The sequence below is a fragment of the Streptosporangium sp. NPDC006013 genome (genome assembly GCF_040614275.1).
In the GTDB taxonomy this organism is placed as follows: Bacteria; Actinomycetota; Actinomycetes; order Streptosporangiales; family Streptosporangiaceae; genus Streptosporangium.
Map to the genome: position 1 here is coordinate 1 of NZ_JBEXUE010000270.1, position 13,983 is coordinate 13,983.

The 13,983-nt window shown below is 69.0% G+C and carries 13 protein-coding genes and 1 pseudogene; 6 read left to right on the forward strand and 8 right to left on the reverse strand.

Annotation, left to right across the window (positions count from 1 at the left end; translation table 11 throughout):
- The 3 genes from ABZ260_RS32200 to ABZ260_RS32210 form a co-directional block, all read right to left on the reverse strand.
- Positions 1–1,027: beta-ketoacyl reductase (locus ABZ260_RS32200; protein ID WP_355625330.1), on the reverse strand; the 1,027-nt coding region annotated here is incomplete at its 3' end.
- Positions 1,028–1,052: 25 nt separating this feature from the next.
- On the reverse strand, positions 1,053–3,293 hold the full coding sequence (locus ABZ260_RS32205; protein WP_355625332.1) for a family 2 encapsulin nanocompartment cargo protein terpene cyclase: 2,241 nt from the start codon (positions 3,291–3,293) through the stop codon (positions 1,053–1,055).
- A gap of 123 nt (positions 3,294–3,416) precedes the next feature.
- Positions 3,417–3,638: a hypothetical protein gene (locus ABZ260_RS32210; RefSeq protein ID WP_355625334.1), complete on the reverse strand. Its 222-nt coding sequence runs from the start codon at positions 3,636–3,638 to the stop codon at positions 3,417–3,419.
- A 154-nt stretch (positions 3,639–3,792) separates the two neighbouring features.
- Here ABZ260_RS32210 and ABZ260_RS32215 point away from each other — a divergent pair, with 154 nt between their 5' ends.
- A complete protein-coding gene (locus ABZ260_RS32215) occupies positions 3,793–5,748 on the forward strand; it encodes an N-6 DNA methylase (RefSeq protein WP_355625336.1) in 1,956 nt (651 codons plus the stop codon).
- Between the two features lie 10 nt (positions 5,749–5,758).
- Here ABZ260_RS32215 and ABZ260_RS32220 read toward each other — a convergent pair whose 3' ends face one another.
- Both ABZ260_RS32220 and ABZ260_RS32225 read right to left on the reverse strand, forming a co-directional pair.
- Positions 5,759–6,112, reverse strand: a complete 354-nt coding sequence (locus tag ABZ260_RS32220) for an ATP-binding protein (RefSeq protein ID WP_355625338.1) — start codon at positions 6,110–6,112, stop codon at positions 5,759–5,761.
- Between the two features lie 10 nt (positions 6,113–6,122).
- The gene (locus tag ABZ260_RS32225; protein ID WP_355625340.1) at positions 6,123–6,248 is read right to left on the reverse strand and encodes a hypothetical protein; all 126 of its coding nucleotides are present in this window, start codon (positions 6,246–6,248) and stop codon (positions 6,123–6,125) included.
- Positions 6,249–6,354: 106 nt separating this feature from the next.
- Between ABZ260_RS32225 and ABZ260_RS32230 the strand changes: the two genes are divergently transcribed.
- Both ABZ260_RS32230 and ABZ260_RS32235 read left to right on the forward strand, forming a co-directional pair.
- Positions 6,355–7,137, forward strand: coding sequence for a helix-turn-helix transcriptional regulator (locus ABZ260_RS32230; protein ID WP_355625342.1), 783 nt, complete (start codon positions 6,355–6,357; stop codon positions 7,135–7,137).
- Positions 7,128–7,376: a DUF397 domain-containing protein gene (locus ABZ260_RS32235; protein WP_355625344.1), complete on the forward strand. Its 249-nt coding sequence runs from the start codon at positions 7,128–7,130 to the stop codon at positions 7,374–7,376. Before ABZ260_RS32230 ends, ABZ260_RS32235 begins: the two co-directional genes overlap by 10 nt.
- A 92-nt stretch (positions 7,377–7,468) precedes the next feature.
- Here ABZ260_RS32235 and ABZ260_RS32240 read toward each other — a convergent pair whose 3' ends face one another.
- The 3 genes from ABZ260_RS32240 to ABZ260_RS32250 form a co-directional block, all read right to left on the reverse strand.
- Positions 7,469–7,789: a type II toxin-antitoxin system PemK/MazF family toxin gene (locus ABZ260_RS32240; RefSeq protein ID WP_355625346.1), complete on the reverse strand. Its 321-nt coding sequence runs from the start codon at positions 7,787–7,789 to the stop codon at positions 7,469–7,471.
- A complete protein-coding gene (locus tag ABZ260_RS32245; protein WP_355625348.1) occupies positions 7,779–8,009 on the reverse strand; it encodes a hypothetical protein in 231 nt (76 codons plus the stop codon). Before ABZ260_RS32245 ends, ABZ260_RS32240 begins: the two co-directional genes overlap by 11 nt.
- A gap of 260 nt (positions 8,010–8,269) precedes the next feature.
- Positions 8,270–9,121 (reverse strand): helix-turn-helix transcriptional regulator, encoded by an 852-nt coding sequence (locus tag ABZ260_RS32250; RefSeq protein WP_355625350.1) that lies wholly within the window; start codon positions 9,119–9,121, stop codon positions 8,270–8,272.
- 101 nt (positions 9,122–9,222) lie between these two features.
- Here ABZ260_RS32250 and ABZ260_RS32255 point away from each other — a divergent pair, with 101 nt between their 5' ends.
- From ABZ260_RS32255 to adh, 3 genes and pseudogenes are all read left to right on the forward strand, one after another.
- A complete protein-coding gene (locus ABZ260_RS32255) occupies positions 9,223–10,674 on the forward strand; it encodes an MFS transporter (protein WP_355625352.1) in 1,452 nt (483 codons plus the stop codon).
- A 410-nt stretch (positions 10,675–11,084) separates the two neighbouring features.
- Positions 11,085–12,356 (forward strand): GAF domain-containing protein, encoded by a 1,272-nt coding sequence (locus ABZ260_RS32260; protein WP_355625354.1) that lies wholly within the window; start codon positions 11,085–11,087, stop codon positions 12,354–12,356.
- 176 nt (positions 12,357–12,532) lie between these two features.
- Positions 12,533–13,888, forward strand: a pseudogene (gene adh / locus ABZ260_RS32265) (aldehyde dehydrogenase); the annotation flags it as partial.
- Between the last annotated feature and the right edge of the window lie 95 nt (positions 13,889–13,983).

Sequence of the window (13,983 nt, forward strand, 5' to 3'; positions counted from 1 at the left end):
CGGCCTGCGTCCCGGCGATCTCGGCGCGCAGGAACTCCGCCAGCGCCTCCAGGTTCGGGTGGTCGAACACCAGCGTGCTGGGCAGCGTCAGGCCCGTCGCACTGGCCAGCCGGTTGCGCAGATCGACCGCGGTCACCGAGTCGAAGCCCATGTCGCGGAACGCCTGCCGCTCGGCGACGGCGTCGGCTGAGGAGTGGCCCAGCGCGGTCGCCGCCTGGGCGCGCACCAGCTCCAGCAGCAGGCGGTCCCGCTCGGACGTCGGCAGCCCGCGCAGCCGGGTGACGAATTCCCCATCGCTCGCCGCGACGGCCGGCCGCTCGGCGATTTCGGCCAGCCGCCGTACGGCGGGCACCTCGCTGAACAACCGGCTCGGCCGCACGGAGGTGAAGACCGGGAAGTACCGCTCCCAGTCGATGTCGGCGATCGCCGGCGCGGTCTCCTCGCCGGCCAGCGCCTGCCGGAACCCTTCGAGCGCCAGGTCCGGCTCCATGAACACGAGCCCGCTGCGCCGGATCTGCTCGGGATCGACCCGCCCGAGATCACGGTCGTCCGACCAGATGCCCCAGGAGATCGACGTGGCCGGCAGCCCCCGGGCACGCCGGTTCTCCGCCAGCGCGCCGAGGAAGGCGTTGCCCGCCACGTACGCCGCGTGCCGCCCGCTGCCCCACATCCCCGCCGTCGAGGAGAACAGCACGAAGTCGTCGAGCTCGTCCGCGTCCAGCAGCTCGTCCAGGTGCCGGGCGCCGACGACCTTGGCCCGCACCACCTCGGCGAACGCCTCGATGGTGGTGTCCTGCAGGGTGTGCAGCTCGATGGAGGCGGCGGCGTGCACCACCGTACGGACGACGTGGCCCTCCGCCCGCAACCGCGCGAGCAGGCCGGCGACCGAGTCGCGATCGGACACGTCACACGCCGCCATCGTGGCGGTCGTACCGAGCTCGGCCAGCTCGGTCCCTGGTGCTGGTCGAACGGGAGAAACCGTACGTCGCCGCGGCCCGCCTGCCCGGAAGCGGCCCTGCGAGAGCACAGGGCACGCTCGGCCACATCGATGTTCAATGGCCCGCCGCGAGGTATCGGTGCGCGGACGCCCCAAGGTGAGCGGCCGCGGTGCCGAGCCCGGCGGGGGCGCCGAGGGGCCGTGTCGTCGCGGGTGGGTGGCGCAGCTCGGACTCGTCGTAGCGGCGGGTCTTCATGTGCCAGAGCAGGACGCCCGCCATCCAGTCCTGCAGCTCCGCCACGTATCCGTTGAGTGTTTCCCGAGCCTCCCCGTCGAGGTCGAAGTCGTCGAACAGAGCCGGGATCTCGGTGGCGACGGTGTGCTCGAACTGCCGCATCCGAGACGTCATCAGGTCGTTGACGATGTCGACCGCCTGTCGCAGGTCGCAGTTGAGGAAGTCCTGCACGACCAGCACGCAGTTGTGCAGCTCGCCTTCGAACTGGATCTCCTTCTGGTAGGAGCAGAGGTCGTTGACCAGGCAGGCGTAGTCGGCGGCCGAGTCGTCCAGCCCGCGCATCGTCCGGGTGTTGTAGACCTCGGGCGGCACCGACCGGCCGTGGGCCAGCCGGGACAGGCTCATGGTGAGGTCGGATCCGAAGGTCTTGCGGCGCATCTCGATGTAGTCGACCGGGTCGGGAACCCGGTTCTGGATGTGGTTGGCCAGCTCCCACAGCCAGCTCTCCGTCATGTCCTCGACGGCCCGGCGGAACCCGGCACGCGCGCTCTCCGACATGGGGGGCGCGGTACGGAACCACAGGTCGGCCAGGCCACGCTCGATCGGGTTGGCCGGCGGCGGGGTGGCGGAGAGGTCGAGCGGCATGAACGCCGACAGCCGCTCGTTGAACACCTTCGCGCCGAGCATGTCACGCCGGGATCCGAACACCACCGGGAAGTAGTCGTCGGCGTAGGTCCCCCAGGTGAGCCAGAACGTCGAGATGTCCAGCTCGGGGCCGGGCGCGTCCGGGTTGATCGCCCCGGCGCAGATGGCGAAGTCGTAGCCGTCGAACTTGCGCTCGGTCCAGACGGCCAGCCCGGGGAAGCCGGGTAGCTGCTCGAACATCCCCATCTCGCGCGCCCACTCCACCGCGTGGCGACGGGCGCCGTCCAGGTTGGGGTTCATCCTGGCCGGGTACGGCATGTAGATCTCGGGCAGCGGCACCGGCCCCACCTTCTGCAGGGGGACGTGGAGGTGACTCCTGATCCCACCCGGGCCGGTGATGCCGGGCGCCAGCCTGATGCGCGCCGCCGAGGTGCCCAGGCCGGCGGGACCGCCGAGGAGGGCCGGGGCGACCGGGGAGGTCTGCGAGGCGCCGTTCATGTAGCGGCTGGAGCGCATGTGCCACTCATGGCCACCCGACTGCCAGTCCTGGAGTCCCTTGACGTACGCGAGGACGTCGATGCGGGACTTCAGGTCCAGGCCGTGCTCCTCGAAGAGGGCCGGCAACTCGGTGAGGGCGGTGTTCTCGAACTGGTGCAGCCTGGAGGTGATCAGGTCGTTGACCGCGTCGGCCGCCTGCTGGGTGTCGTAGCCCAGGAAGCGCTCGAAGACCAGCACCCCGTTGCTGAGCTCGCCCTCGTCGCCGACCTCCCGCTCGTAGGAGAAGAGGTCGTTGCGCAGGTGCACCCCGTCGGCGAAGGTGTCCCTCAGCACGCGCATCGGCCTGCTGGCGGCGACGGCGGCCGGGACCTCCGCGCCCGCGGCGTGCTCCACCAGGTTGGCCGACCAGGGGGCACCGCCGACCTTACGCCGCATCTCGATGTACTCGATCGGGTTGGCGACGCGTCCGGCGTTGATGTTGGCGAGTTCCCAGAGGGACTCGTCGAGGAGGTTCCCGGTGCTCTCGACGAACCGGGCCCGCCAGTCGGCGGACATGGCCGGGATGGTGCGGGCCCACAGGTCGGCCAGGCCGCGCTCCACCGGGTTCTCCGGCTCGGGAGCGGGCCCGGCGGGGTGCACCGGCATGAAGGCCGCCAGCCGGTCGAGGTATTCCTTGGCCCCGGCCAGGTCACCGCTGCGCTTGAAGGCCTCCAGGAAGTGGTCGTCGAAGAAGAACACCCACACGTACCAGTCGGTGATGAGGTCGAGCTCACCGGCGGGCGCGTCGGGGTGGGTGTAGGCGCAGAGCAGGCCGTAGTCCATCGCCTCCAGCCTGTCCTCGTCCCAGATGCCGAGGTCGGGATCGAGGATGCCCATGTCGTGCGCCCAGGCCCTGGTGTGCTCGCGCGCGGTCTCCACGTGGGGGTTCAGCCTGGCCGGATACGGCAGGTAGAAGTCAGGGAGCTCGAAGGGTTGCATGTTCCGTCCTTCCGTATCCGACTTCGACGTCCTCGGGAGCACGGCGAATCGATGAGGCGGCTCCCCTTTCCGGAAGCCACGACAGGCAGAACGTTACGCAATGACCACGGAGAGTGAAAGGGATTATCGCGAATACGCCATGGCACGGTCAGGACATCCGGTGCCCGCCGACCAGTGCTCCCGGCGACCCGGGCGCGACGCACCGGCCGCGAGGTCACGGAGCTGGTCGGCGAACGCGAGCGCCTGCTCCGGTGTCATCCGGGGCTCGGTGCCGACGTAGAAGACCACGATGTCCCCGCTCGGGGACGTCGTGGCGGTGAACGGGAGAGACTGGTGGATAACCATGATGGGGTCATCCTTGCCTGCCCCACCGACAATTCGCAGGTCCTTTTACGCCGGCCCCCTCGTCGCGTGAACCAAATACACGTACCCGATGCCGCCGATCGACGCCCGTCAACGCGGTGAGATAAGTTGTCGTCCACATGTCGAATGAGCTGACGTGGGAAAACGGAGGCTGGCGATGGCAGGGGACGAGGCGAGCGTCACCGCCGCCGACATCGCGCGGATGGCGGGCGTCGGCCGCGCGGCCGTGAGCAACTGGCGGCGACGGCACGAGGACTTCCCCGAGCCCGTGGGCGGGACGGCGACCAGCCCGACCTTCTCGCTCGGCGCCGTCGAGGCGTGGCTGCTCGGTCAGGGCAAGGTGGCCGAGCTCCCGCTACGCGAGCGCGTCTGGCAGCAGGTCCGCGCCGCCGGCGACGACCTCAGGCTCGGCGAGGTCGTCGCCGAGGCCGCCGAGCTCCTGCTCGGCCAGGGCCGGCCCCACACCGTCCCGGCCCCCGCGTGGGAGCTGATCAGGCGGTACGCCGAGGAGGAGGGCGGCCCCCGGGCCATCCGCTTCCTGCTGGACCGCTACGCCGACGTCCACTCGCGCCGCCTGGCCGAGACGCCCGCCGAGATCGCGGACTTCATGGCCCACCTGGCGGGGCCCGACGCCCGGTCCGTCCTCGACCCCGCCTGCGGTCTCGGCGTCCTCCTCGCCGCGGCGGCCCCGGGGCGGCGCGCGTACGGGCAGGAATACGACGACTCCCTCGCCCGGCTGGCGCAGTCACGCCTGGCGCTGGCCGGAGCGGGTGACGAGACGCCGGCGGCCGGCCGGAAGCGGGCGGGCGGCAGGGCGAAGGCGGGCGGTGCGCCGGAGACCGGTGGCGAGGTCAGGACGGGCGACTCGCTGCGCCATGACGCCTGGCCCGACCTGACCGTCGACGCCGTGGTGTGCCATCCCCCGTTCAACGAGCGCCACTGGGGATACGACGAGCTGACGAGCGACCCGCGCTGGGAGTACGGGCTGCCGCCCAAGATGGAGTCGGAGCTGGCCTGGGTCCAGCACGCGCTCGCCCACCTGGCTCCGGGTGGCGTCGCGGTGCTGCTGATGCCCGCGATCGCCGCCAACCGCCGCTCGGGCCGCCGCATCCGCAGCAACCTGCTGCGGCGCGGGACCCTGCGGGCCGTCATCGGCCTCCCCCCGAAGGTCGCGTCGGGTGGCACCGCGCTGCCCGTGCACATCTGGGTGCTGCGCAAGCCCACCGCCGACGACCGCACCCCCTCCCGCGTCCTGATGGCCGAGGCCGACCTGGGAAACCTCGACGCGGTGGCCGAGCGGTGGCACGAGTTCCGCGCGGACCCCGACCTCGACGTCGACAGGCCGGGCGAGAGCCGGACGGTCCCGATCATCGAGCTGGTCGACGAGGACGTCGACGTCACCCCTTCCCGGTATCTCGGCACCGAGGAGCAGGTCTCCGCGGAGGGTTATCTCCTGCTCCGCGAGCGTCTGGCCGAGCGGCTCGGGCGGCTGGCCACCCTCGTCCCCGAGGCCGTCCCCGGCACCGGCCAGGAGTTGCCGTCCGTCACGCTGGCGGAACTGGAGCGGATCGGGGCGCTGGCCGTCTGGCAGGCGGGGCGCTTCGAGATCGACGGTTCGGGCGATCCGGTGCTGACCGACCGGCACGTCCTGGACGGGGGTGCGGTGGAGACGCGCACCCGCCCCGAGGGCCGGGTCAGGATCGAGCCCGGAGACGTGGTCGCCGCCATCGGGACCGGCGGCCTGGCCACCCGGGTGATCGAGGAGACCGGCCTGCTGCTCGGCCCCCGGCTCGTCCTGCTGCGCCCCGACCCCGACCGGCTGGACCCGTTCTTCCTCGCGGGCTTCGTCCGGGCGCTCTCCCCGGGCGCGACGACCGGCACCCAGTCGGGCTCCACCCGCTTCGACCCGCGCCGCGCCCAGGTGCCGCGCCTCTCGGTCGAGGAGCAGCGAAGGTACGGCGACACCTTCCGCGGGATCTTCACCTTCGAGGCCGAACTCCGGGAGCTGACCACCTCGGGACAGGCCGCCGCCACCGCCCTGACCCACGCCCTCGCCGCCGGAACCCTCGCTCCCCCATCTCCTCCGGCATGAGCGAAAACATTCAGGGCCATGCCACCAACTGGAACCAGACGGACTTTCCGTAGGGGTTGAGGGTCCAGCCCCAGTTGTGGGAGAGGTCTTCGACGATGGTGAGGCCCCTGCCGGAGGTCGCCAGGTGGTCGGTCTGTCTCATCCGGGGGACGGCCATGCAGGAGTCATAGACGTCCACGGTCATCAATTCTTTCTCCCTGGTGGTTCTGACACGGATGGCGGTCGGCTCTGGAACGTCCGGCGAGCCGTATGCGATCGCGTTGGTGACGAGTTCGGAGACCAGGAGTTCGGCGATTTCCGGGATGTCTTCCGACGTGTTCCAGTCGGTGGCAATGTCCCGGACGAATCGGCGGGCGGAGGCCACGTTTCTCGTTTCACGCGGTATCCATCTCTCCCCCCAGAACGGCCAGGGAAGGGTCCAGCGTGTAGCGATATTCGATCAGTGCCGCGTACGCCTTGAGAGCCTCTTTTCCGGCCTCCCTCTCTTCTTTGGAATCCATATGGCCAGCGTGCCGCAATATGGCTACGCTTGGTAGTCGAGCGGTTACCATCGACGAGCGTTGGGGATTCGCACGGCCGTTGTTGAATTCCGGCAAGGAGGGCATCGTGGTCGACCTTTACACACCTCAGGCAATATGGGGCCGGGAGCTGAAGCACTACCGGAAAGCGGCTGGGCTCACCCAGAGTCAACTGGCCGAGAAGATCCATTTCAGCGAGTCCCTGATCAGCGGGGTGGAGACCGGCCAGATCCCGGCCAGCCCGGAGTTCGCCGACGCCTGCGACGCGGTCCTCAACACGGGCGGCGCCCTCCGCCGCCTCCTCGACTGGCGGAAGGGGCAGGTCTTCCCCTCCTGGTTCGGAAAGTGGGCCGACAAAGAGCAGGTGGCGACGGCTCTGCGCGCATACGAGCCGATCTTGATTCCCGGGCTGCTCCAGACCCCCGAGTACGCCCGCGAAGTTCTCTACGGGGACGAGACCGCCGTGCAGGCCCGACTGGCACGCCAGGGAATATTCAGCCGGGAGAGTCCCGCGCCACCGCTCCTACGATGCGTTATCGACGAAGCGGCAATCCATCGTCTGATCGGAAGCCCTCAGATCATGCGCGCGCAACTTGAGCACCTGACCTCGATCATCACACCCCGTATCAGCGTGCAGGTGGTACCACTCGGAGGCATGCGTGCGGGCCTTGAAGCGGGATTCATAATCGCTACGCTGGAAGGCGGAAGCGAGGTAGCTTACTTTGACACGGCCGTTCGCGGGCTGGTCACCAGCGACCAGGACGATATCGCAACAGCCGCAGAAAAATTCGAGGCCATTCGCATAGAGGCACTTCCATTGGACATGTCGATGGACCTCATTAAGAGAACGGCAGAGGAACGATGGACCTGAGTAACGCCAAGTGGCAGAAGTCAACCTTTACCGGCAGCAACGGCGGAAACTGCGTTGAGGTCGCGGAGCTCAAGGATGTCGTCGACGCCCCCGGCCACAAGGCCGAGCACCCCGAGCTGATCGCCGTACGCGACTCCAAGGACCCCGAAGGCCCCAAGCTCTTCTTCACCCCCGCTGAGTGGGACGCCTTCATCAACGGCGTGAAGGCCAACGAGTTCGACCGCGGCCACCAAGGCTGAAAGCTCGACGCCACCCCGCTTCCTCTGTCACGATCCCGACTCGCTGTGAGATCACGACAGAGAAAGCGGGCTCGGTGTGCTCCGCGTCCTCTCTACTGGAGCATGCCAAGGACGGTGTGCAGGGCGTCGTCGATCTCTTCGATCTCGGCTGGGTCCAGGCGTCCCGCGAAGTCACCCAGGCGGTGCGGGGCGACAGCCATGGTCTGCTCGACCATGATCCGCGTCTGCTTGCCGAGGAGTTCGACCTCGGGGCGGAAAGGCGCGGGAGGCGCACTGGCCGAGGTCGGGGCGATGAGCCCCGTGGAGAGATGAGCCAGGAAGTCCGACTGGAGGGTTACCGCGAAACGCTCACCTCGTTGCTCATGGGCCATCGCGTCACGAGGAGCACGCAGCCGATACACGTCACCACGCACGCAGGTGCTCCGTGTCTCTCATGATCGCTTCTGCTTCGGCCCTGTCTGCGGGATCGTTGGCCAGCCTCTCGGCTGCGACTCGGGCCAACTCCATGCGGTGGAGACGCTGAGCGATGACGAGCGCTTCGCGAACGGCTTCGGTCGCCGAACGGCCATCGGAGGTCAGCTCGTTCAGAGCCTTCTCCGCCTTGGCATCGAGATCAACAGTCAACATGCCCATATCTTCACTGTACGACCAGGCGTCTCGCAGGTCTTCGACCGAATTTCGTAATCATTTGGATGCTCACAGTAATCAAAGCTTAGTGATCGTGCCTCCGCACATCAGCCGTAGGACCCGCACCGGGGTGACAGGGGACCGGCCAGGGCTTCACGGGCCACCCGGTGACGGCTGTCTGCGGCCACAGGCGTGGATCTCCGTCGCCACCCGTACTACCCCGTCGTCCAGCCGTCGTTGTCGGGTAGAGGCACGTCAGGACACCACTACGCGACACTCGCGGCAAGGGCTGACAACTCTTCCAGCCTCCGCGATGTCTCCTCGTCGTCGGGGGTCATCACCATCAGCCGGTGGCCCGTCTCCGTGACGTCGGTGGAGACAAAGTTCAGCTGGAGAAGCCCCACAAGCGGACTCTCGAGGCGTTTCACCTCGTAGTGCTGGAGAAGCACATCGTGGCGGCTCCACAATTGCGCGAATTCGTCCGACTGCTCCAGCAACCGCGCGACCACGCTCGAGGTATCCGCTCCTGCCGTCCCGGCACTCGCCGCGGCACGCATCCTCGCCACCATCCTGGTCGCGACGATGTCGTCATCGACGTACCGGCTGCGCCAGTCCGGGTCCGTGAAGAATTGCATGGCGCAGTTCCGTTCACCGGATGGGATCAGGTCCATGTCGGTGAAGAGGTACTGGTAGGCGCGGTTGTACGCCACCACATCGAACAAGGGCGTTTGCAGACACGCGGGATAGGGATCCAGCTTGTCCAGCACCGGCTGGAAGGCCGTCAGCAGAGCCGGGTCGCATACGACCGGATTGGTGGGCGGTGTCCGCGCGCCGGCAAGCCTCCGCAAGTGTTGCGTTTCCGCCTCATCCAAATGCAATGCCCTGCCGACCGCTCTGAGCACTTGCATGCTGACATTAATCGGCCGCCCCTGTTCGAGCCAGGTGTACCACGTAACCCCCACCCCTGCGAGCACTGCGACCTCCTCGCGCCGTAGGCCCGGCGTGCGACGTCGTCCGGTAGCCGGAAGCCCGACTCTGCCGGGACTCAACCGCTCGCGTCGGGTGCGGAGGAAGTCGCCGAGCTCACGCCGGGCGATCGGGGAGATCGTGTCGGTCATGACTCCATACTGCTGCACCCAAGGTTCCCCAGCCAGGTTCGGCTACTACCCCCATAAACAGGCTTCTGGTACCCGGATCCGCGAACACGCAGGCTCGACATGTGACCACAGCTTCCACCCCGCACACCGATTCAACCCCAACGATCCCATCCCAACCACGAACGCTCGGGCTTCCCGGACTCCTCGCCACCCTCTCCGCTCTGCTCCTCGCGGTGGTCAGCTTCGCCGCCACGGGCATCGCCGTCCCCGACATCGGCGCATCACTGCACGCCTCCCCTGCCGAGCAATCGCTCGTGGTCTCGGTGTACTCACTCAGCTTCGCGGTGCCGATGGTACTCGGCGGCCGCCTCGGTGACCTCTACGGACGCCGCCGCCTTTTCCTCCTCGGCATGGCCGGCTTCACCCTCTTCTCCCTGGTGGCGGCCCTCTCCCCCACCATCATCGTCCTGATCGCCGCGCGCGCCCTCACCGGCATCTCCGCGGCGGCGATGGTTCCCCAGGTGCTCGCAACGATCACCGCATCGACGCAGGGGCGCGAACGCGCCAGAGCGGTCGCGTTGTTCGGAGCCACCGCGGGAGGCGCAACAGCGATCGGGCAGGTCCTCGGCGGAGTGCTACTCTCCGTCCCGCTCCTCGGCGCCGGCTGGCGCATGGTGTTCGCAGTGAGTGTCATCATGGGTGTCGTCGCGTTTCTCGCCGCCCTGCGCTGGGTGCCGGCAACCAGTTCCCCCGGCCACCGCTCACTTGACCTGATCGGCACCGTACTTCTGGGCTCCGCCCTCCTCTCGTTGCTCGTCCCGCTGTCTCAGGGCGCCACGCTCGGCTGGCCCGCATGGTGCTGGGCACTGCTTGTCGCCGTCCCCGTCCTGTTCGCCGCGTTCTGGAGATGGCAGCTCCAACTGCACCGCGGCGACCGCGTCCCACTGGTCCCGCCGCCCCTCTTCCGCCTGGGGTCCTACCGCGTTGGACTCGTGATGGCACTCATGCTCCAGTCGGCCTTCGGCGCATTCACCTTCCTCTACGCCCTCACCACACAGACCGGGCTGGGATGGACCCCGATGCACGCCGCTGTCGTGCTGCTTCCATTCGCCCTCTGCTTCTTCGTCGTCTCCGTCTGGTCCGGAAAACTCGCACCGCGCTTCGGATTCCGCCGGCTGCTGATCATCGGCGGAGTCATCCAGGCAGCACTGCTTGCGATTACCGCGACATCGGTGTTCCTACAAGGCGCCAACCTGAACTCCTGGACTCTCGCCGCATTGCTGATCGGCGTCGGCATCGGGCAAGCGCTCATGTTCGGGCCCCTCGTGGGCGCGATGATCGCCGACGTCCCCCCGGCTTCCGCCGGGGCCGCATCAGGAGCGCTCCAGACGACACAACAAGCCGCAATGGGCCTCGGCGTCGCCGTGGCCGGCGGGCTACTCGTCGCGGTTACTGTCGGGTCAGTCGCACCTGTCGGCGTCACGTACACAACCGCGCTCGCCGTGTGCATGATCGTGCAGGCCGCCTTCGCCGTCGTCTTCGCGCTCTGCGCCCTCGCCCTCCCCCGCCGCTGATCCCACAGCTCCCTGAGCTTGTCGTTTAACCTCCGGCCTTCGCATATGCCGTGAACGGTCATCCCCGAGGGCACGAAGGGCGGTAGCGGACTGTGTCCGCCCGGGTGTGGCCTGAGGCTGTACGGCGGACGGCCACCGTCTCACCGTCGAACAGCTTCCGCGGCCAGCTGTCCCAATGGTCCCACCAGGGCTACATCAACAAGATCGGACCAGCCCTCTACAGCCCATCCCCGCGACCACTTAAGCCTTTGTCAGCAGGCTCTAAGGCACGCAGGCAGGCGATGCCTTCCAAGGGTGTCCCGCCCGTCGGAGCCGACAGGCCTGAGATGTGCGGCGCCGTCCCGAAGGGGTGCGCCGTGGCGCGGGGTGAGGCATCATCACGGTAGGCGGCAACGGGTTTGAGGCGGGTCATGGAAGGAAACCAGGCGCTGCGTCGGCATCGCACCAACCTGGAACTGGAGTGGACACGCTGGCTCCAGGGTGGGCGTCCGCATGACCGCGAGCGGCTCAGGAAGGAGATCGTCGACTCCTGGGGCCGGTCCATCGCGACGGTGCGACCCGAGCAGGACAGCGCCCCCGAGGAAGGCGAGGCCCGCCAGCGCTGGCGGCAGTCGCCGCTGCGTGAGCCGCTGGCCGCGGTCGCCGACGAGCTGCGCGGGATCGCCGAGGACGGCGGTTTCATCGCGGCGGTCACCGACGAGACGGGCACCATCATGTGGACCTGCGGCGGCCGGGTCATGCGGCGGCGGGCCGAGGCGGTGAACTTCGCCCCCGGGGGCCGCTGGGACGAGCAGGCCATGGGCACCAACGCCCTCTCCCTCGCGCTGCGCACCGGCCGCCCGACCCAGGTGTTCTCGGCCGAGCACCTGGTGCGGGCCCTGCACGGGTGGGTCTGTTACTGCGCCCCGATCCGGGCCCCCGGCGGCCAGGTTCTCGGCGTGCTCGACCTGTCGAGCACCTGGGAGCGCTCGCACCCCCTGGCCATGCCCGCGCTGCACACCCTGGTCGGCGGCATCGAGAGCCGCCTGGCCGAACGGATGAGCCCTCCCTCCGCGGGCGGGCCTTCCGTCCAGGGCTCCTTCGCCGGGGGTCCCGGCCGGAACGGCGGCTCCGGTCTGCGGCTGCGCGCCCTCGGCGGCGCCGGGCTGACCCGTGACGGCGTTCCTGTCCGGCTGCCCCCTCGCCAGCTGGAGATCCTCACCCTGCTCGCTCTCGCGGGACCGCAGGGACCCGGGATGTCTCCCGAGCGGCTGATGGACGAGCTGTACGGCGAGCGGCACGTCGCCGCGACCACCCTCAAGGCGGAGGTCTCCCACCTGCGGCGGGCGCTCTCGGGCGCGCTGGCCACCCGGCGGTACGAGCTGACCGCGCCCGTTGGCTGCGACGCCGCCGAGGTGCTCGCCGCCCTGCGCGCCGGGCGGGTGGAGGAGGCGGCGCGGCTCTACGGCGGCCCCCTACTGCCGTGGTCCGACGCGCCGGGGATCAGGACCTGGCGCGAGCACATCGAGGTCGCGCTGCGCGAGGCCGTGCTCCGCTGGCATGGCCCGGGACCGGTGTTCCGCTTCGGCGAGCTGCACCCGTACGACCTGGAGATACACGAGCGGGCCCTGGCGGTCCTCGGGCCCGGCGACCCACGCAGGGCGGTGGCGCTCGCCCGCCACCGCACGGCGCGGAGCGACTGACCTCACCCCCTCGGCCACCCCTCGGCCGCCCCTCGGCACCGTCGCCCGCTCATGGCCCCGTGCCGCCCCGGGCTGCCCGGGGCGGCCCCGGCACCGTCCGCCCTGACGCCAACCTTTCACCAACCTCGCCCATTCATCGTTGGCTCTGTTACAGCCATGTGAAGGAGGGCGAAACCATGGTCTACGCACCACCCGGTTCCGAAGGAAGCATCGTCACCTACGCCTCCCGGTACGACAACTTCATCGGCGGCGAGTGGGTGCCCCCGGTGGACGGGGCCTACTTCGACAACCCGAGCCCGATCACCGGGCAGACCTTCACCAGCGTGGCCCGCTCCACCGCGGCCGACGTCGACCTGGCGCTGGACGCCGCCCACCACGCGGCCGAGGCCTGGGGCCGGACCTCGCCCGCCGAACGGTCGAACATCCTCAACCGGATCGCCGACCGCATCGAGGAGAACCTGGAGCGGCTCGCCGTCGCCGAGACCTGGGAGAACGGCAAGCCGGTACGCGAGACGCTCGCCGCGGACCTGCCGCTGGCCGTCGACCACTTCCGCTACTTCGCCGGGGTCGTCCGCGCCCAGGAGGGCGGGATCAGCCAGCTGGACGAGGACACCGTCGCCTACCACTTCCACGAGCCGCTGGGCGTGGTGGGCCAGATCATCCCGTGGAACTTCCCCATCCTGATGGCGGTGTGGAAGCTCGCCCCCGCCCTGGCCGCGGGCAACTGCGTCGTCCTCAAGCCCGCCGAGCAGACCCCCGCCAGTATCCTGCTGGTGATGGAGCTGATCGCCGACCTGCTCCCGCCCGGTGTGATCAACGTCGTCAACGGGTTCGGCGCGGAGGCGGGCCGACCGCTGGCCTCCAGCCCGCGGGTGGCCAAGGTGGCCTTCACCGGCGAGACCACGACCGGGCGGCTGATCATGCAGTACGCCTCGGAGAACATCATCCCGGTGACGCTGGAGCTCGGCGGCAAGAGCCCCAACATCTTCCTTCCCGACGTCACGGCCTCCGACGACGACTTCCTGGACAAGGCCGTCGAGGGTTTCGTGATGTTCGCCCTGAACCAGGGTGAGGTGTGCACCTGTCCCTCGCGGGCCCTGATCCACGCGTCCATCTACGACGAGTTCATGAGCAGGGCACTCGACCGCACCAGGGCCATCGTCGGCGGCGACCCGCTGGACCCGGCCACCATGATCGGCGCGCAGGCGAGCAACGACCAGTACGAGAAGATCCTGTCCTACATCGACATCGGGCTGAAGGAGGGGGCCGAGCTGCTCACCGGCGGCGGCCCGCGCACGGTTCCCGGCCTGGAGGGCGGCTACTACATCGAGCCGACGATCTTCAAGGGCACCAACGACATGCGCGTCTTCCAGGAGGAGATCTTCGGGCCGGTCGTCTCGGTGACGACCTTCGACTCGGAGGACGAGGCCCTGAAGATCGCCAACGACACCCTGTACGGCCTGGGCGCCGGAGTGTGGACCCGCGACATGAACACCGCCTACCGGTTCGGCCGGGCGATCAAGGCCGGGCGGTCCCGAGCCCGGGGAGGGATCACCAACGCGAGCCGGTCGTCCGGACTGATGTGAACGACTTCTTCGGACAGTACCCGGGTGTGCCTCTCGACGTC